Source organism: Lacinutrix sp. MEBiC02404 (assembly GCF_053601575.1).
In genome coordinates this window covers 64249-83628 of record NZ_JBSHNV010000128.1, presented here as the reverse complement: position 1 = coordinate 83628, position 19380 = coordinate 64249, and the positions used below count along the sequence as shown (strand labels likewise).

Here is a 19380-nt window from a genome sequence, read left to right as displayed (position 1 = left end):
TTCTAGAGGTGGTTTTTATTTTTCTTTATTTAAAATTTCTTTTACTGCCTGTTTGTACTTTACAGGATTCCCCGCTTTTTTAATAGCTTTGTATGTTTTTTGCGGATTGGAAAACGATTGGGAAAAGTATTCCCAAAAGCCAAGCATTTTCATTTTTATTGGTGTTGGTCCAGATAAAGAAGCATCGTATTGTTGATAGATTTCATTATGAAACTCCTCAAATATTTCCCATCGGTTTTTAGGGTATTCTAGCGTATCGTTTTTTATCATACTCGGTAAAAAAGGATCCGCAATTAATCCGCGACCAATCATAAAATGATCAATACTAGGAAAGCGTTCTCGCATTTTTTTAAACTGATCTACACTCGTAATATCGCCATTGTAATACAGTTTGTGCTTTGCAACATCAATACATTTTTGAAAAGCCTCTAAATCGACGGCACCTTTGTATAATTGCTTTCCAATACGCGCATGAATAGCAACATTTTTAAGCGGATACTTATCTAGAATAGGGAAGGTGTGGAGTATTTCTTCACTGTTTTCATAACCCATTCGCATTTTCATAGAAACCAGAATATCGGTTTCATTATGCGCACGCTCTAAAATATGGTCTATTTTATTTGGATCGCAGATGAGTCCAGAACCCATACCGCGATTGGTAACCATTGGATACGGACAACCTAAATTCCAATTGAGTTCTTTATAGCCAAGATCTTGTACATATTTTGCGACGAATAAAAATTCTTCCGCATCATTGGTAATTACTTGCGGAATGACTTCTAGCGTTGTATTGTTTTCTGGAAGTAAATCGCGTTCATACGAAGACTTTATTTTTAGCTTTCCGTTTAAACGAATATAAGGTGCGTAAAAAGTATCCATACCTCCAAAATATTTGTTTTGTGCATTCCGAAAACGAAAATCGGTAAAACCCTGTAAAGGCGAAGATAATAAAGTGAAAGGCATAGTTTATGGTTGGCGCAAAGGTAATAGAATTGTTTTTTAGTTAAATACTTTAATAAAATTTATTTCACTTCAAAAGTTTTCTTGTTAATTTGCTTCTCACTTAATTCCACAGCAGAATAAGATAATTTGAACTGATCGGTCTCCATAGAATATTTTAAGTATGGTCTTTTAGTAAATTCATAAAATGTATTCAAAAAGAAATCATTGTGTTTTGAAAATAATTCAGGATCAATTTCTGGGCTATCTAAACTAAAGCAATAATTTAAAGTTACATCTACGTTCTTTTTTTTCCAAATAGTTAGGTATTCATAACATGCACAATCTAAACCCATGATTTTCTCATTGTCAATTTTTCTTTTGCTTAAAAATTTTAATGAATTTGTCATTACATTTAATTCCTTTACTATTCGAGCTTCTTTATTGGTGATAATTACATTTCCCTTATTTGCGTTATAATATTGTGCGTCAATACCATTTTTGCCCGTATTTATATGTTGTCTTTTAAAATCCCCTGTTTTAGAATAATACATATATAAACTATCTCCATATCTATCATCAAGTCTCTGTTGTAGGCTTTTTGAAGCTTTTTGAGTAGTTGTAATTGTAATAGCGAATTTTATTTCTCCTTCAAAACTAGTGGAAGTTTCATTTTCAGAGTTTGTGTGAGACGACTTACAGCCTGTTAAAACTAAAAGGATTAATACTAGTAATCTATTCATATAATATAATGGTAATATAAAGTGTGAGAAATATAAACTTGTTTTAAATACGTTAGATAAAACGGAAACGAAATCTAACTGTTTTTTCTCACTAAGCCAATAAAAAAAACACCTCGAAAGACAGTTTTAAATATGCTTCGTGAAATATAAGATGAATCTATTTTATTAAAACCATTTTTTCTTTTTAAAAAATAACAGCATGCCTATTGCAACTAAGATCATTATAATCCACATTATGAAATAACTATATTTATAAGAAAGTTCTGGAACATATTCAAAGTTGGTTCCATAGATTCCAGCTATAAAAGTTAATGGAATAAATATTACTGAAAATACGGTAAGAAATTTCATTATATCATTAAGCTTACTGCTTATGGTGGTGTGATAAATATTAAGCTGGTCGGATAATATCTCACGATAATCGTCTGAAGCATCATTGGCTTGGCTAATGTTATCTTCCAGTTCTTTGAAATGAAGATAGGTGCTTTCTGTTATAAAATCAGAATCTGTTTTAGCTAATGAAAAAATCATTTCTTTGGCAGGCTTGATACTTTTACGTAAAAAGTTTAACTCTCGTTTATAGTTATTAATTTCGTTAATAATATTTTTATTCGGGTTCAGTAAAAGGTTTTCTTCTAAGGTTTCAATTTTTTCTCCTAATACACTTATAACGTATAAATAATTATCGACAACAATATCTAATAAGGCAAATGTTAAATAGTCGGTACCTCCATTACGAATCCTCTTTTTTTGCTTTCTAATTCTTTCTCGTACTGGCTCAAATACATCTCCTTTTTGTTCTTGAAAAGAAATTAAAACTGTTTTTGTGAGAATTAAACTTAGGTTTTCTACTATCGTTTTTCCTGTGGTTTCGTCTAGCCTTAACATCTTAACTGTTATTAAGGTGCAATTGTCATACTCAATAACTCTTGGTCTTGCGTCTGTATTTAAAACTTCTGCCATAACCAAGGTGTCTAGGTTAAATACAGAGGTTATTTCTTGCATTATTAACGTATTATGAAGACCATCGACGTTTATCCAAGTAACTGTGTTTTTATACTGGAACTCGCCAACTTCTTTGACTGTTTGTACATCATCTTCCGTTAAATTTTTTGCGTCAAAGTCAATAATCCTTAGTAATACTTGGTCCGTTTTTATTTGCCCTCTAAAAACTAAATCGTCAGGAGATAAACCAATTTCTAACTTATTCTTTTTTATAAATCTTGTCATATTCTTATGTCGTGAAATGGTTTTTTTTATTGCCATTGGGTGTATTGTTTAACAAAATATCTTTAAAACGCACGAATAGCTAAATGTTCTAAATCCGTTAAAGTAACCTATACGGAAAGCGAAACGAATTTACCTAATATTTATCAATAAGTCAATAAAAAAACCACCTCGAAAGGTGGTTTTTTTGTGAATTATAAAAAGATTATTTCGATGTTTGAAAGTCAAGGGGTTGAATCTGTTTTTTTACTAGATTCCCTTTTTAGCAAACGTTTCTTTAATGATGGTTTTTTTGGAAGTGATTTTGGGTCAGACTTTATGGATATCGATAAAATAAGACAGCAAATGATTACTAGACAAAAGAAATTTTTAGAGAAATACCAATCCAAATTAATCCAACCTGAAGACGAAAACTAAATAGTTTTCGTCTTTTTTTAATTTTTAATTTTTTAAGGATTAAACCTTTCTAAATTTTAATAGTCTTTATACCATACTATAAATTTTAAAATCTAACTTTTAACAAAAATGAAATATTTAATAATCGTACTCTTTGCACTTTCAAGTTTTAATTCTTTAGCATCCAATAAAAAAAGTTTTCCAGCAGATACTACGCAAATAAGCAATGAAAACGTTTTGTATAAAGTTTCACAAGACGGCAATTATGTGCACCTTAATGTAAGTACGACGGATAAAAAGACTGCAATGTCAATAATTAGAAATGGTCTTACCATTTATTATGACATTAAAGGAAAGAAAAAAAAGAATGTCTACGTTAAGTATCCAACTGGTAACGAACCAAAACAATTTGTACAAGGTTCACGAAATATGGATCCAAATGCTATAGATTTAAATAGCATGATTGAAAAATTACCTGCAGAGGCAGCGTATAGTTCTTTTAAAGTAAGTCAAAATTTTAATAAGGACTTAAATAGTTTAGACATTGCGATTAAAACGAAGTATACAAACTCGAATCAACTATTTGAATTTTCAGTTAAAATTCCAAAATATAGAATAGGTACACAAGAAAACACTGATTTTTCTAAATTATCCATAGGCGTTGTTACTAATAAAAAAGAAGGATCTAATAGTAAAGATAGAGGTCAAAGTCAAGACCAAGGAATGCGAAGTGGTGGTGAGGCCGTGGAAATGGCGGTGGCCGTGGCGGAAATGGAGGAGGTCGTGGCGGAATGAGAGGCCAAGATGCGCAACGATCTGATGCAGGAGCAGAAAAAGTAGCTGTAGATTTTTGGTTTGATGCCAAATAGACACCTAGGTATTCTAAAGGTGGTTTTTTTATGAATTATAAAAAGATTATTTCGATGTTTGTTTACTCTTTTTTATCTTGTTGTTCTGTTTGAATCTGATTGTTTTTAACGTTTTTTTCTTCGTTATAAATGCCGTTCGACATGCCAATCATAAGTGCGGCAAGGATTAAAAATAATTTTCTTTTTATCCAATAGGCAATGTGCTTGAATTTCTCCAAGACGGTTTTATTTTTTTGTTTATACATTTTAGTAATGATAAAGGATTATACATTTTTTTATCATGGTACTAGCGTAGATCGTAAATGGGCTCTAGGCTAGGTATAAACAAGAATCTATAGTGCTAGAAGTGGTTCTTTGGTTTAAAAAAACGGTTTCCGCTATTTTAGAATCTATCTTTTTATAAAGCGTTATTCGTAATTTTAAAAGAATTTGTATTTGTGTAGTATACGCATCTCGTAGATTACGATATGTAATTCTTGCAATTTCTGCTTTTTTAGAACGTATTTTTTTAGCATAAACATATACTTTTGAATGTTTACGATTTATTTTTTTTCGAGTCTTTACCGAAGAGACTTGATGATAGTTTTTAGAATTTAATGGAGAATATATAGAACACGAATTAACCGTCAGTCCGAAAACAAGAAGGAAAGTAAACAGATATTTTATATACTTCATCAACTTGTATTGCTCTAGTTTTTGTTGTTATACTTTTTAATGTAAAAACCACCTTGTAAACATGATGTTAGCAAGGTGGTTTTTTATTTTAGGTAATTTAAAGAGATTGCTTCGTTGTTAAAAAACGACTCGCAATCACATTTAATGTCCCTTTCCTTTGGGAAGGATTAGGGATGGGAATTACTTAATCATCTCGTAACTACGTTTAATAAAGTTAGTCAATTCTTCTCCTTTTAGTAAACCTTGAGAAAGTCTGGCTAAATCTAAACTTTGCGTAATTAAACGTTCTTGTTTCTTTTTGGTTTTGGTGCTTAAAATTTCACTTACCAAATCCGAATTTACATTTACAATCAGGTTATGCATTTCTGGCATGTTACCAAACATTTGCATTCCGCCACCACCAGTTTGCTGCATTTCTTTCATTCTGCGCATAAATTCTGGTTGTGTAATCATAAATGGTGAAGCCGCACTGTCCATAGCTTCTAATTGTACCATGAATTTATCAGAAGGAATTACTTCTTTCAATAATTCGTCTAAAGTTTTCTTTTCGTCTTCACTTAATTTAGAAATGGTAGTTTCGTCTTTCTTGATTAAATTATCAATATGATCCCCATCTACACGAGCAAAAGAAATGTTTTCTTTCGAGCTTTCTAATTTCTGAATTAAATGAGAAACGATAGGAGAATCTAACATTAATACTTCGTAACCTTTCGCTTTTGCAGCTTCAATATAACTGTGTTGCTCGTCTTTGTTTGAAGCGTAAAGAATAATTAATTTACCGTCCTTATCGGTTTGGTTCGCTTTTGTTTTGTTGAATAATTCATCATACGTATAGAATTTTCCATCTACCGTAGGATATAATGCAAATGCATCTGCTTTTTCAAAGAATTTATCTTCCGAAAGCATTCCGTATTCAATAACAATTTTAATATCATCCCATTTCGCTTCAAAATCTTTACGATTCGCATTAAATAAAGATTTTAATTTGTCTGCAACTTTTCTAGTAATGTAAGACGAAATCTTTTTTACTGCTCCATCTGCTTGTAAATAACTACGAGAAACGTTTAACGGAATATCTGGAGAATCAATTACACCACGTAACATGGTTAAAAATTCTGGAACAATTCCTTCCACATTATCGGTTACATACACTTGATTTTGATATAGTTGGATTTTGTCTTTTTGAACGTTTAAATCGTTCGTCATCTTTGGGAAATATAAAATTCCGGTAAGATTAAAAGGATAGTCCACATTTAAGTGAATATGAAATAATGGATCTTCAAATTGCGAAGGATATAATTCGCGATAAAATTCCGTGTACGCTGCATCATCTAAATCTGCTGGTTGTTTTGTCCAAGCTGGATTTGGATTATTGATAATGTTATCTACAGTTGCTTTTTCTGGTTTTGCATCTTCTGGAGCGTCTTCCGGTAAAGCAACTTCAATTTCTTTGGTTCCAAATTTAATTGGAATAGGCATAAATTTATTATACTTATAAAGTAAAGTACTAATTCTAGCTTCTTCTAAAAATTCTGTAGAGTCTTCTGCAATATGCAATATGATTTCTGTTCCTCTATCTTGTTTATCCGATTCCGTTAAAGTAAATTCAGGAGAACCATCACAAGTCCAATGTGCAGCAGTTGTTCCTTCTTTATGCGATTTAGTGATAAGTTCTACTTTTTCTGCTACCATAAAGGCAGAGTAAAAACCTAATCCGAAGTGTCCAATAATTCCAGAATCTTTTGCGGCGTCTTTATAATTGTCTAAAAACTCTTCTGCTCCAGAAAAAGCAATTTGGTTAATGTATTTTTCAACCTCTTCTGCAGTCATTCCTAATCCTTGATCGATAATATGAAGTTTTTTTCCTTCCTTGTCAATCTTTACTTCAATTATCGGGTTTCCATATTCTGATTTAGATTCTCCAATACTTGTTAAATGCTTCAGTTTTAAAGTTGCATCTGTACCATTACTTATAAGCTCACGTAAAAATATTTCGTGATCACTATATAAAAATTTCTTTATTAATGGGAAAATGTTTTCAACCGAAACATTAATATTTCCTTTTGCCATTGTTATGTTTTTTGTTTTCCGTCACTTCGAGTGCTTTGAATTTAGCGAAAAGTGTATCGAGAAGTTCTCGGTACTTCGGTAAAAACCGCAAATAGATTTGACGAAATATTATTATTAATTTGCTTGAAATGATATAGTCAACAAAAATGCCAATACTATAAAAGTGACAAACTGACATCTTGAAATTCCATTTAAAAAAGTCTGAAATAAGGAATAATAGCTTTAGTTTTATAAAAAAAAACGAATCTCATTGTGGAATTAGAATACGATTACGTCATTATTGGAAGTGGTTTTGGAGGATCTGTATCTGCTTTGCGACTTTCTGAAAAAGGCTATAAAGTACTGGTTATAGAAAAAGGAAAATGGTTTGTAGGCAAAGACTTCCCAAAAACAAATTGGCATTTAAAAAAATGGCTTTGGGAGCCTCGAGCAAGTCTGCATGGTATTTTTAAAATGACTTTTTTAAATCACGTTACAGTACTTTCAGGTGTTGGAGTTGGAGGCGGTTCTTTAGTATATGCCAATACATTGCCTATACCTAAAACAGATTTTTTTAATACAGGAAGTTGGGCCAATTTAAGCAATTGGGAAAACGATTTAAAACCGTTTTATGATACTGCATATAAAATGTTAGGAGCGGCTACCAACCCGAAATTATACGAATCCGATTTGTTAATTAAAGACCTTGCCAAAGATATTGGTAAAGAAGCGCATTTTGAAGCTACAAAAGTAGCAGTGTATTTTGGAGAAGCCGGAAAAAAAGTTGCAGATCCGTACTTTAATGGTAAAGGTCCAGATAGAACTGGTTGTGTGTTTTGTGGTGCTTGCATGACCGGTTGTAGATATGATGCTAAAAATACTTTGGATAAAAATTACTTGCATTTAGCGCAACAATTAGGAACTAAAATTATAGCCGAAAAAGAAGTTTATAATGTTTCTGTTTTAGGAAATGAAGATGGTTCTGATGGTTATAAAATAGATTATAAGTCGAGTATGGGCAAAAAAAATAAAGCTAGTGTTACAGCCAAAGGCGTGATTTTTTCAGGAGGTGTTATGGGGACTGTTCCTTTATTATTAAAACTGAAAGTAGCATCTTTACCAAACTTGTCGGATGCTCTAGGGAAAAATATTCGAACCAATAATGAATCTTTGTTGTTGGTGACTTCTACAGATAAAAACCCAAAAGATTTTTCTAAAGGAATTGCTATTGGTTCTATTTTACATACCGATGAAAATAGTCATTTAGAACCCGTTCGTTATGGTGAAGGTTCTAGTTTTACTAAAGCTCTCACCATACCAACCATTCATAATAAATTTGCACTTTTTCGATTTCTCGGAATTATAGGATTATTTTTTAAGCAACCTTCCCGTTTTTTTAAAACTATCTTTTCAAAAAACTATGCAAAACGAACCACCATTCTTTTGTTTATGCAAACCTTAGATAGTACACTACAAATTAAATTAGGCAAGTTTACCAAAATGAAAACCGTTACAGAGTCTGGAGCAAAACCAAGTGCTTTTATTCCAGAGGCTATGGGATTAGGGAAAAAGGTTGCAGAAAAAGTAAACGGAATTCCGTACGCTAATTTTACAGACTCTTTATTAGGAACACCAACCACTGCACATATTTTGGGAGGGTCGGTTATGGCAGAAGATGCATCTAAAGGTGTGATTGATAAACACAATAACGTTTTTGGATATAAAAATATGTTGGTTTGTGATGGTTCGATGATTTCTGCAAATCCGGGTGTAAACCCATCTTTATCTATTACAGCAATTTCAGAACATGCAATGAGTAAAATAGAAGCTAAAGCATAATGCAATAGTTCAGGTTATCCATAACTTCTAAAATAACACGTCTATAATTAGTAGTCGTAGGTCTGCTCTTTCCATATGTTTTGTTAAATTCATATTAAAAATTAAATATCTTAAGAATACTACTTTTAATGATTAAATTGCGGCTCCTAATATTGTTATATTAACAATACCATTGGATTTAGATTTTAATTAATAGCACTTATGTATAATTCTAAAATAATAGGACTTGGTCACTACGTTCCTGATAATGTGGTGACAAACGATGATTTGTCTGTAATGATGGATACCAACGATGCTTGGATTCAAGAACGAACAGGAATAAAAGAGAGACGTTGGGTAAAAGACGGTTCTGGAGATACTACAGCAACAATGGGAGTGAAAGCTGCTAAAATTGCTATAGAACGCGCAGGAATTGATAAAGACGATATCGATTTTATTGTATTTGCAACCTTAAGTCCAGATATGTATTTTCCTGGTCCAGGAGTACAAGTGCAACATGCTTTAGATATTAAAACGGTTGGCGCTTTAGATGTAAGAAATCAATGCTCTGGATTTGTATATGCTATTGCAGTTGCAGATAATTTTATAAAAACAGGAATGTATAAAAACATCCTTGTAATAGGAAGTGAATTACATTCGCATGGTTTAGATAAAACAACAAGAGGAAGAGGCGTTTCGGTGATCTTTGGTGATGGCGCAGGAGCTGCAATTTTAACTAGAGAAGAAGATAATAGTAAAGGAATTTTATCTACACATTTACATAGTCAAGGAGAACATGCCGAAGAATTAGCACTAATAGCGCCAGGAATGGCAACACGTTGGGTGAATGATATTCTTGCGGATAATGACCCTAATGACGAAAGTTATTTTCCACATATGAACGGACAATTTGTATTTAAAAATGCAGTAGTTCGTTTTAGCGAAGTGATTATGGAAGGTTTAGAGAAAAACGGATTGGGTAAAGACGCGATCGATATGTTAATCCCGCATCAAGCTAATTTACGTATCGCACAATTTATTCAGAAAAAATTTAGCTTACGGGACGATCAGGTTTTTAATAATATTCAAAAATACGGAAACACAACCGCTGCATCTATACCAATTGCTTTAACGGAAGCTTGGGAAGAAGGTAAAATAAAAGAAGGAGATACGGTAGTACTTGCTGCTTTTGGTAGTGGTTTTACTTGGGGAAGTGTGATTATTAAATGGTAAAATTCTTGCAAAGCAAGAATCTTATTATAGAATCCAAAATAATAATAATTTAGGTTTCATTGGAAGCCATAAAAAAAATCCGAAAACTTAGCAATTTCGGATTTTTTCTTATTGTTAATTTAAATATAACAATAACTTCAATTAATATATTTTATTAAAAGACTAATTCAAACATAATATAATAGTTGGTAGTTGTTTGAGTTTAACGTAATGTTTTTTCTTTTATTGTGTTGGTAGTCAGGTTTTAACGAATTTTAACAGTTATTATAATAAAAAACAAAAACCCAAAGCAATGACACCTTGGGTTTTCTATATTTAATAACCAAACATTAACACTAACCATCAACTATTATGAAGGTTATTAAATTTCTTTTATTTTTTTATATAAATCCGCCACCAGATTTTTCGTTATTATCTCTTTGTTTTCTACTTAACGCTTTATATTTTCCGCCTCCAAATCGGTAGTTCAAGCCAACTTGCCAAGCATTACTTTCCCAATTAAATTCGCCATGCGTAGGATACGGACGTTCTTGATCAAATTCAAATTTCATCGTATTGAAAATGTCATTATAGCCAAAACTTAAAGTCGCTTTGTTATCTAAGAAAGTATAGCGTAAACCGGTATTTACCAGTACCATTGGTTTTGTTTTAAACTGTAAACCTTCGTCTTCGCCGCGATACATTCCAAATAATGAAAAGCTTAATTTTTTAGTAAGTTTAAAGTTGTTGTTCATTCTAATATTGAAATTGGTATTATTTATATCCACATTCTCCAATTCTACAACACCTTTCACACTCTTGAAATAATATTCTGCGCTTGCGTTAATATTCCACCATTTTGCTGGTCTGTAGTTGCTAGAAGCTTCAAAACCATAAGCTGCATTTTTGTCAAAATTATCATAGGTTAATAAAAGTCTATTGGCATCTTCTGGGTCTAAATATACCGCTCTGTTAATTTCGTCTTTTATATTTCTATAAAATGTTCCTGCGGTAATGCTTCCTTTTTCTAATTGTCTAGTATAATTAAACTCGATCGAATTGGTAAACTGTTGCTGTAATTCTGGATTACCAACCGAGGTTAATCTTGGTGTGCTCCATTCTCTAATCGGATTAATTTGGCCTAATCCTGGTCTGTCTACACGACGACTAAAACTTACTTGGTAGCTGTTCTCATCGGAAGGTTTATAGGTGACAAAAGCCGAAGGATAAACACTTAATTGGTCATCTGTAAACGTTGCATTGTCTTGTGTGTCTTGTACAAAATTAGCTTCTACATCGTACTGCTCTACACGAGCACCAACTTGGTACGACCATTTTTCATAGGTTTTTCCAAAAGTGGCATAAAAGGAATAGATCGTTCTTTCATATGCATAGTTCGAATCAAATAAATTTGTATTGTTCGTGTTGTATTCATTTTCTGATTTGTTTAAACGGTATTCTGCGCCAATTTCTAGTTTTGTGTTTTCCGATAATGGATTCGTATAATCTATGTTTAAAAGCGTATTTGTTCTTTTGTCATCTACCAAGTCTTTATATTTTGGCGCATTAGAAAAGCTAAAGTCCGCTATTTCATCACCATTATAAGTACTGTAATCTCCTTCTAAAACGAGGTTATGTCCTTCTTTTTTAAAATCGTGTTTAAACGAACTGTTGTATGTGGAGGTTTTATTGTCGCCAGTATTAATGAATTTCTGACCAAAATTAGTTTCGTTATTATCTAAATAAAGTACCTGTGTAATACCTTGCGTTGTGCCATCATAAATATTTTGATTGGTATAGATAGAAAAGGTGTTTCTGTCATTTATATAGTAATCTACACCAACTTTATACAGGTGCGATTTTCCCTTATCACGCATCGCAAATAACTGTCTTGTGTTATCGTCAAATCGATCTATTTGTCCGTCGTTATTGTTTTTGCCATAGCTATTACCATAGTTGCCGTAAAAATTAAATTTTCCGTTTCGGTAATTTAGATTAATAGCACTATTAAAGTTGGCATTAATTTCTTTTCGTAAACCTAAATCGATACTTCCATTAAAACCTAATTTAGTGTTTTTATGAAGTATAATATTGATGATTCCGCTCATGCCTTCGGGATTGTATTTTGCGGAAGGATTTGTAATAAGCTCTACACTTTTTACGGAAGAAGAAGGAATTTGTTTTAATAATTGTGCGGCAGGAACATTAGTAGGTTTGCCATCTACTAACACTCTTACATTTTCATTACCACGTAAGCTAATGTTTCCGTTTTGGCTATCTACACTAACCGAAGGAAGATTATTCATAATCTCACTTGCCGTGGTTCCGGTAGTCGTTAAATCTTTACCAATAGTAATTACTTTTCTATCTACTTTTTGCTGAATGGTGGATACTTCGGCTATAATAGTAACTTCATCCAGTCCTGTGGTTTGCTCTTCTAATGCAATAGTACCAAGGTTTACTTTATTGTTGTTCGCTGTAGTGTTCGTTTCTTTAGTGATTGTCTTATAACCTATAAACTGGATGCTTACAAAGTTTTTTCCTAAAGGAATATCGGAAACTTTAAAATCGCCATTATCGTCTGTAATACTTCCAGTAATTATTTTTCCTGTGCTATCCTTAATAACAATGGTTACATAAGGTAAGGGTTCGTTTAATGTTGCGTCTATTACTTTTCCTGTAAGGGTTGCAGATTTTAGTAAAGATGGTGTTGCGGTTTGTCCTTGAATTGTAAGTGCTAACAATAACAAGAAAATAGTGATTAGCTTTTTCATTGGTGAATTGATTTTTGATTGATTGATGTTTGTTAATACTAGTATAGACGACTACTTTTACAACTTGTTACTGTTTTATACAGTAGTTAACAAAATTTAACATTTTGAAAATAAGAATATATGAATAAGAAAACATTGGTATTTGGCGCTTCATTAAAACCGAATCGATACTCGAATATGGCTTTGCAAAAATTGGTGAATTATGGACATGAAACCGTTGCTTTTGGTATGAAAGCAGGCGAAGAATCTGGAGTAATTATAGATACTGTTTTAAAGCCATATGAAGGATTAGATACCGTGACTTTATATTTAAATCCAACACGGCAAAAAGCGTATTACGATTATATCATTTCTTTAAAACCTAATCGTGTTATTTTTAATCCAGGAACCGAGAATCCGGAATTTTATGCAATTTTAAAAGAAAATAATATTGCTTTTGAAGAAGCTTGTACTTTGGTTTTACTTTCTACAAAACAGTATTAGAAAGTGCTAAGGGTCTAAAAATTCATGTATTTAAAGTGTTTTTTTTTAGACCGCTTTGTGAAATTTAAGGTATAGAAAAGGTATCGTTTGGATTACTTTTTCTTAATAAGAAATAATCCTAGAAAGGTTAAAAATCCGTTTAAGATTAGGATAAAGAAACCAAATTCAAATCCAAACCACTTTAAACTATTCACACTTATTATATAGGATAGAATAGGAGAAAGGATGGCGATAATTGGCACCAGTTTATCTTTCACTTGCCATTTTGTAAATAAACCAAAAGCATATAAACCTAATAACGGACCATAAGTATATCCCGCAAATACAAAAAGTTTTGCGATAACACTTGCATCTTTAATGATGTATTTAAAAGAAACAATTACAAGTATTAAAACGATAGAAATCAATATATGAATACGTTTTCTTATGTGTACTTGTTTTTCCGGACTGTGTTTCTTTTCGATATCTAAAATATCAATACTAAAAGAAGTGGTTAAAGAAGTTAAAGCAGAATCGGCACTACTATAAGCAGCAGCAATCAATCCTAAAAGGAAAAAAGCAAATACACCAACACCTAAATGGTTTTTGGCTAGAATAGGAAATAAGTCGTCTTTATGTGCATCAATACCGTTTTGTTGTGCATAAACCGTTAATAATAAACCAAGACTTAAAAAGATAAAGTTTACAATAGTTAATACAATAGTAAACCAAAACATGTTTTTCTGTGCGTCTTTTAATGTTTTACAAGTTAGATTTTTTTGCATCATATCTTGGTCTAAACCAGTCATTACAATAGCTATAAATGCTCCAGAAATAAATTGTTTCCAAAAGTAGTTTCCAGATTTAAAATCATCAAAAAAGAAAGTTTTACTTAAATCACTATCTAATACAAAACTTAAGACGTTGCTTCCGTTTAAATCCAGTGCATCACTAACAAAATAAATAGCAACACCAACAGCAACTAGCATAAATAAGGTTTGTAAAGTATCCGTCCAAACAATGGTTTTTATTCCAGATTTAAAAGTATAGAGCCAAATTAATAGTACCGTAATAGTTACCGTTTGCCAGAATTCTATTCCGAGTGCATCGAACAAAATAATTTGTAAAACATTAGCAACTAGAAACAATCTAAAACTGGCACCAATAACTCTAGATATTATAAAAAAGGAAGCGCCCGTTTTATAGGCATAATTACCAAAGCGTTCTTCCAAATAGGTGTAAATAGAAGTTAAATTCAATTTATAATATAAAGGAAGTAAAACAGTACCAATTACAACATAACCAACAATGTATCCCAAAACAACTTGCATATAGCTAAATTGTGAAGCTTCAATCCAACCAGGAACCGAAATAAAGGTTACGCCAGAAAGCGAAGCGCCAATCATTCCAAAAGCAACGACGTACCAAGGAGATTGTTTGTTTCCTTTAAAAAACGCATCATTCCCAGACTTTTTTCCAGTAAAATAGGATATTAAAATAAGCACGCCAAAATAGGCTGCTATGAGTAAAATAATTTGTGTAGCTGACATAAAATTTATTTAAAGTGAGCAAAATACAAATTACTTTAAAAGATACTCAAACAAGTTGATAATAAATATTAAATTCGCCATAATGGAATTTTCTTCAAAACTATTAGAAAGCGCAGTAAACGAAATGTCACAATTACCCGGGATTGGTAAACGTACGGCCTTACGTTTGGTTTTACATTTGTTAAGACAACCGGAAGAACAAACTTTAAAGCTGTCTAGAGCATTAGAAAATATGCGCTCTCAGATTAAGTTTTGTAAGTCTTGCCATAATATTAGTGATGTCGATTTGTGTGAAATATGCGCAAATCCGCACAGAAATCAAGAGTTAATTTGTGTGGTAGAAGATGTTAAAGACGTTATGGCAATAGAAAATACAAGTTCTTTTAGAGGTTTGTATCACGTGTTGGGAGGAAAGATTTCACCAATGGATGGTGTTGGACCTCATGATTTAAACGTGACCTCTTTAGTAGAAAAAGTAAAATTGGGTCATGTAAAAGAGCTTATTTTTGCTTTAAGTTCTACTATGGAAGGCGATACCACTAACTTTTATATTTTTAAACAAATTCAAGATTATGAAGTAATAACATCTACTATTGCTCGCGGAATTTCTGTAGGAGATGAGCTAGAATATGCAGATGAAATTACACTTGGAAGAAGTATTATTAATAGAATTCCGTTTGAAGCTTCTCTAAAATCATAAATTTTTCATTTGAAACTGTCTATAATCATATTAAATTATAATGTACGCTATTTTCTAGACCTATGTCTTCAAAGTGTACAAGCTGCAATTGTAAATCTAGATGCAGAAATTATTGTGGTAGATAATAACTCTCCAGATGATAGTTGTGCTATGGTAAAGCAAAACCATCCGCAGGTAAAACTAATTGAGAATAAAGAGAACTCCGGTTTTTCAACAGGAAATAATATTGGAGTAGCGCAAGCTAAAGGCGAATATATCTGTATCCTAAATCCAGATACCGTAGTTGCTGAAGATACGTTCACCAAACTTTTAAATTTTGCGGATAAGCAGGAAAAACTTGGCGCCATTGCATGTCGCTTAATCGATGGAAGCGGAAATTTTCTTCCAGAAAGTAAACGTAATGTTCCTGTTGTAAAAGTCGCTTGTCAAAAAATGATCGGGAATTCTAAACACTATTATTCCAATCATTTAAAAGAGAATGAAGTCGGTGAAATAGATATTCTCGTTGGTGCATTTATGTTTATGAAACGTAGTGTTTACAATGAAGTGAAAGGTTTTGATCAGGATTATTTTATGTATGGTGAAGATGTAGATTTGTCGTATAAAATATTAAAAGCAGGATATCAAAATTATTATTTTGGCGAAACTACAATTATACATTATAAAGGAGAAAGCACTCTAAAAGACGCCGAATATGCAAAACGTTTTTATGGTGCCATGCAGATTTTTTATGAAAAGCATTTTAAGAGCAATGTTTTTTTTGACGCAATAGTATGGTTAGGTATTCAGTTTGCAATACGGTTTCGAAAGGCTCCAGCAGTTGCTGTAAAGTCGGTAAATAATTATGCTGTTTTTTCTTATAAGAAGGATCCTGTTTTTCTGAAAAACTTCCCAGTGGATGCATATCAAATAACGGATGCGAAAGAGGTTAAGGAAAATGCGGAAGTGATTTTTGATGCAAATACCATGAGTTATAAAGAAATTATAGCGCATATAGTAGATCTGCAAAAAAATAATACGCATACTTTTAAAATTATTCCAAAAAGAGCTAATTTTATCATTGGAAGTAACGACTCGCAAAACCGAGGAGAAATCCTTCATTTTTAATAAAAATAAGCTTTGTTAATTTTTAATGAATATGGAAAGAAATCATTCCTTTTTTATTAATTTTGCAAAACAAAAATAAAAACTAAGGTTTACATTATAGATATGGCAAGATTTGAACTAAAATTACCTAAAATGGGAGAGAGTGTTGCAGAAGCAACAATTACCTCATGGTTAAAACAAGTTGGAGAAACTATCGAAGAAGATGAAGCAATTCTAGAAATTGCTACAGATAAAGTAGATAGTGAAGTGCCAAGTGAAGTAGATGGTGTTCTAGTCGAAATACTATTTAATGTAGATGATGTTGTGCAAGTAGGACAAACCATTGCTATTATTGAAACAGAAGCTAGCGCTTCTACAGCGACTTCTGCTACCAAAGTAGAAGAAGTAAAGGAGGAAGCTTCAATGCCAGCTGTTAAGGAGGTTGCTCAAACGGTAGTTGCAGCCCAAGGAACAACTGCTACTGTAACTTCTAGTGAAGAGCGTTTTTATTCGCCTTTAGTGAAAAACATAGCGAAAAAAGAAGGAATTGCGCAGGCAGAATTAGATGCACTTCCAGGTTCTGGAAAAGAAGGACGTGTTACTAAAAATGATATTTTAACATATTTACAAAATAAAGGTACGCAACAATCTACAAGCGTGACTCCAGCACAATCTAATGGTGTAGCAGTTACAGCTAGTAAAGGTGCAAAACCAAAAGCAGAAGCTGCTCCGGTAGTAGTTAGTGGAGAAGATGAAATTATAGAAATGACCAGAATGGGCAAATTAATTGCACATCACATGGTAGAGTCTGTGCAAAAAAGTGCGCACGTACAAAGTTTTATTGAAGCAGATGTAACTAAAATTTGGAATTGGAGAAAGAAAGTAAAAGACGGTTTCATGAAGCGTGAAGGTGAAAACTTAACCTTTACACCAATTTTTATGGAAGCAGTTGCAAAGGCACTTCGTGATTTTCCAATGCTAAATATATCTTTACAAGGAGATACTATTATTAAAAAGAAAAACATCAATCTTGGTATGGCAGCAGCTTTACCAAATGGTAATTTAATAGTGCCTGTAATTAAAAATGCAGATCAATTAAATTTGGTTGGTATGACGAAGCAAGTAAATAGCTTGGCTAATAAAGCTCGCGAAAACAAATTAAAACCAGACGATATTCAAGGTGGAACATATACAGTAACTAATGTTGGTACTTTTGGAAGTATTATGGGGACTCCTATAATTAACCAACCACAAGTTGGTATCTTAGCTTTAGGAGCAATACGTAAAATGCCTGCAGTTATAGAAACTCCAGAAGGAGATTTTATAGGTATTCGTTACAAAATGATTATGTCACATTCGTATGACCATAGAGTGGTTAATGGAGCGCTTGGAGGTCAGTTTGTAAAAGCGGTTAAAGATTATTTAGAAGCTTGGGATTCAAATCGCGAGATCTAATAAAAAGGATAGATGTCATTCCGAGTATAACGAAGAATCTCATATTTAAATTATAAAATATATTAATAGAAAAGCACCATTTTAAAATGGTGCTTTTTTTATAGACTTAATTTATTCTATTTATAATGTTCTTGCAGCGTTTCAATTAATTGCTTTTGTGTTTTGATATTTGTGTACAGCGAATCATCCATTTTTAAAACTGGTGCGTGCGTTTTATAATTTACCTTGTTGTTTTTAAATTCTTTAATTAGGAGCACTAAATAAGTAGAATCTTGATCGATATTAAACTCTTTATAATTTATTTTATTATTTGCCAGAACGTCCTTTGTTTGGTTACATAATAAACAATTGTCTTTAGTAAATAACGTCACTGTTTTAGCTTTTAAAGATTTATCTATTTTAAAATTTAAACCGGTATCATCTTTTTGCATCGCTAAATCAAAGCTAACTTCATTTACAACCAAAGTATATTTGTAACTAGGTTCTGTATTTACAAGTTTAACAAGCGTTATCATTCTAATTTTAGAATGTGCAGGAATATTTTTTATAATTGGTCTTGCACTACTTCGTCGATAACCAATAGCGTCTACTTTTAAAAAAATATCATACGCAATATCATTTGTGTTTATGGCAAAAAGCTCCACGCGTTTTCCGGTTACTTTTTCTTGTATACTAACAAATTCATGTTCGTTTTGTGCAGTGGTAGCTATCGTAAAGAGTAGCGTAAATACACTAAAAAATATAAGTTTCATTACTTGTAAATTAAAAATGATTCTTTAACGCTTTAATCAATTTGTCTCTGCTTTCTAATCTATTGTAAATAGAGTCTTCCACTTCTATTATAGGAACAAGTGACGTTTTATCATTTTTTCGGTTTAAAAGCTCTTGTTGTATTTTCTGATAGTACTCTTTGTCTTCATCTATATTATAAATGGTATGTATAATATTATTATCGCTAAATAATTTAATAGTGCTTTCGCATAAACTACAATAGTCTTTCACAAAAATAATAACTGGTTTGTTTTTTTTGTTTTCGTCAAAAGTGAAATCAATTGCATTGGCTACTTTTTCCGTATCGTGTCCAATTTCATTAACTATCATGCCGAAAGTAACGTTAGAATCATCAGAGATTCTAATTAGCGAAGCCATTTTTACTTCCGATTTAGCAGGAACTGCTTTTGTAACCATGTTTTCAGCGGATTTTCTAAACCCAACAGCATTGATTTTTATAAAAACCTCATAATCTGTACTGCTTGAATTAACGGCGTAAACATCTACTCGTTTCCCTTTTTCCTTTTTTTCAATAGAAATATGTGCATGGTTATTTTGTGCAAAACTGAATGCGGAAACAAAAAAGAGTAGAAAATAAAATGTAGTTTTTTTCATTATTAGTTATGGATTAAAAAATAAATATAATAAAAAGTA

The 19380-nt window shown here is 32.0% G+C and carries 17 protein-coding genes; 8 read left to right on the top strand and 9 right to left on the bottom strand.

Annotated elements, in window-relative coordinates; genetic code table 11:
- Positions 1 to 15: 15 nt before the first annotated feature.
- The 3 genes from ACVCXO_RS03355 to corA form a co-directional block, all read right to left on the bottom strand.
- Positions 16 to 963, bottom strand: a complete 948-nt coding sequence (locus ACVCXO_RS03355; protein ID WP_452228180.1) for a tRNA dihydrouridine synthase — start codon at positions 961 to 963, stop codon at positions 16 to 18.
- A 59-nt stretch (positions 964 to 1022) separates the two neighbouring features.
- Complete coding sequence (locus ACVCXO_RS03350; RefSeq protein ID WP_452228179.1) at positions 1023 to 1682, bottom strand: hypothetical protein; 660 nt, start codon at positions 1680 to 1682, stop codon at positions 1023 to 1025.
- 165 nt (positions 1683 to 1847) lie between these two features.
- On the bottom strand, positions 1848 to 2948 hold the full coding sequence (corA, locus tag ACVCXO_RS03345; protein ID WP_452228178.1) for a magnesium/cobalt transporter CorA: 1101 nt from the start codon (positions 2946 to 2948) through the stop codon (positions 1848 to 1850).
- A 174-nt stretch (positions 2949 to 3122) separates the two neighbouring features.
- Here corA and ACVCXO_RS03340 point away from each other — a divergent pair, with 174 nt between their 5' ends.
- Both ACVCXO_RS03340 and ACVCXO_RS03335 read left to right on the top strand, forming a co-directional pair.
- On the top strand, positions 3123 to 3326 hold the full coding sequence (locus ACVCXO_RS03340) for a hypothetical protein (protein ID WP_452228177.1): 204 nt from the start codon (positions 3123 to 3125) through the stop codon (positions 3324 to 3326).
- A 108-nt stretch (positions 3327 to 3434) separates the two neighbouring features.
- On the top strand, positions 3435 to 4100 hold the full coding sequence (locus tag ACVCXO_RS03335; protein WP_452228176.1) for a hypothetical protein: 666 nt from the start codon (positions 3435 to 3437) through the stop codon (positions 4098 to 4100).
- 136 nt (positions 4101 to 4236) lie between these two features.
- Here the strand turns inward: ACVCXO_RS03335 and ACVCXO_RS03330 are convergent, their stop codons facing one another.
- Both ACVCXO_RS03330 and htpG read right to left on the bottom strand, forming a co-directional pair.
- On the bottom strand, positions 4237 to 4419 hold the full coding sequence (locus ACVCXO_RS03330) for a hypothetical protein (protein ID WP_452228175.1): 183 nt from the start codon (positions 4417 to 4419) through the stop codon (positions 4237 to 4239).
- A gap of 610 nt (positions 4420 to 5029) precedes the next feature.
- Entirely contained in the window at positions 5030 to 6919 is a 1890-nt protein-coding gene (htpG, locus tag ACVCXO_RS03325; RefSeq protein ID WP_452228174.1) for a molecular chaperone HtpG, read from the bottom strand.
- A gap of 252 nt (positions 6920 to 7171) precedes the next feature.
- Between htpG and ACVCXO_RS03320 the strand changes: the two genes are divergently transcribed.
- Both ACVCXO_RS03320 and ACVCXO_RS03315 read left to right on the top strand, forming a co-directional pair.
- A complete protein-coding gene (locus ACVCXO_RS03320) occupies positions 7172 to 8737 on the top strand; it encodes a GMC oxidoreductase (protein ID WP_452228173.1) in 1566 nt (521 codons plus the stop codon).
- A 201-nt stretch (positions 8738 to 8938) separates the two neighbouring features.
- Positions 8939 to 9949, top strand: coding sequence for a 3-oxoacyl-ACP synthase III family protein (locus ACVCXO_RS03315; RefSeq protein ID WP_452228172.1), 1011 nt, complete (start codon positions 8939 to 8941; stop codon positions 9947 to 9949).
- Between the two features lie 380 nt (positions 9950 to 10329).
- Here the strand turns inward: ACVCXO_RS03315 and ACVCXO_RS03310 are convergent, their stop codons facing one another.
- Positions 10330 to 12702: a TonB-dependent receptor domain-containing protein gene (locus ACVCXO_RS03310; RefSeq protein ID WP_452228171.1), complete on the bottom strand. Its 2373-nt coding sequence runs from the start codon at positions 12700 to 12702 to the stop codon at positions 10330 to 10332.
- Between the two features lie 120 nt (positions 12703 to 12822).
- Here ACVCXO_RS03310 and ACVCXO_RS03305 point away from each other — a divergent pair, with 120 nt between their 5' ends.
- Positions 12823 to 13185 (top strand): CoA-binding protein, encoded by a 363-nt coding sequence (locus tag ACVCXO_RS03305; RefSeq protein ID WP_452228170.1) that lies wholly within the window; start codon positions 12823 to 12825, stop codon positions 13183 to 13185.
- Between the two features lie 92 nt (positions 13186 to 13277).
- On the opposite strand, the gene ACVCXO_RS03300 is transcribed toward ACVCXO_RS03305, so the two are convergent.
- On the bottom strand, positions 13278 to 14714 hold the full coding sequence (locus ACVCXO_RS03300; RefSeq protein ID WP_452228169.1) for a sodium:solute symporter: 1437 nt from the start codon (positions 14712 to 14714) through the stop codon (positions 13278 to 13280).
- An 82-nt stretch (positions 14715 to 14796) separates the two neighbouring features.
- Between ACVCXO_RS03300 and recR the strand changes: the two genes are divergently transcribed.
- From recR to ACVCXO_RS03285, 3 genes are all read left to right on the top strand, one after another.
- On the top strand, positions 14797 to 15414 hold the full coding sequence (gene recR / locus ACVCXO_RS03295; RefSeq protein WP_452228168.1) for a recombination mediator RecR: 618 nt from the start codon (positions 14797 to 14799) through the stop codon (positions 15412 to 15414).
- Positions 15415 to 15423: 9 nt separating this feature from the next.
- Positions 15424 to 16521 carry a glycosyltransferase family 2 protein gene (locus tag ACVCXO_RS03290; protein WP_452228167.1) on the top strand — a complete coding sequence of 366 codons (1098 nt, stop codon included), beginning with the start codon at positions 15424 to 15426 and terminating at the stop codon, positions 16519 to 16521.
- A gap of 102 nt (positions 16522 to 16623) precedes the next feature.
- Positions 16624 to 17955 carry a dihydrolipoamide acetyltransferase family protein gene (locus ACVCXO_RS03285; protein WP_452228166.1) on the top strand — a complete coding sequence of 444 codons (1332 nt, stop codon included), beginning with the start codon at positions 16624 to 16626 and terminating at the stop codon, positions 17953 to 17955.
- 116 nt (positions 17956 to 18071) lie between these two features.
- Here ACVCXO_RS03285 and ACVCXO_RS03280 read toward each other — a convergent pair whose 3' ends face one another.
- Together ACVCXO_RS03280 and ACVCXO_RS03275 are read right to left on the bottom strand one after the other, a co-directional pair.
- A complete protein-coding gene (locus tag ACVCXO_RS03280; protein WP_452228165.1) occupies positions 18072 to 18707 on the bottom strand; it encodes a glutaredoxin family protein in 636 nt (211 codons plus the stop codon).
- A gap of 10 nt (positions 18708 to 18717) precedes the next feature.
- Positions 18718 to 19341: a glutaredoxin family protein gene (locus tag ACVCXO_RS03275; protein ID WP_452228164.1), complete on the bottom strand. Its 624-nt coding sequence runs from the start codon at positions 19339 to 19341 to the stop codon at positions 18718 to 18720.
- Positions 19342 to 19380 lie beyond the last annotated feature (39 nt).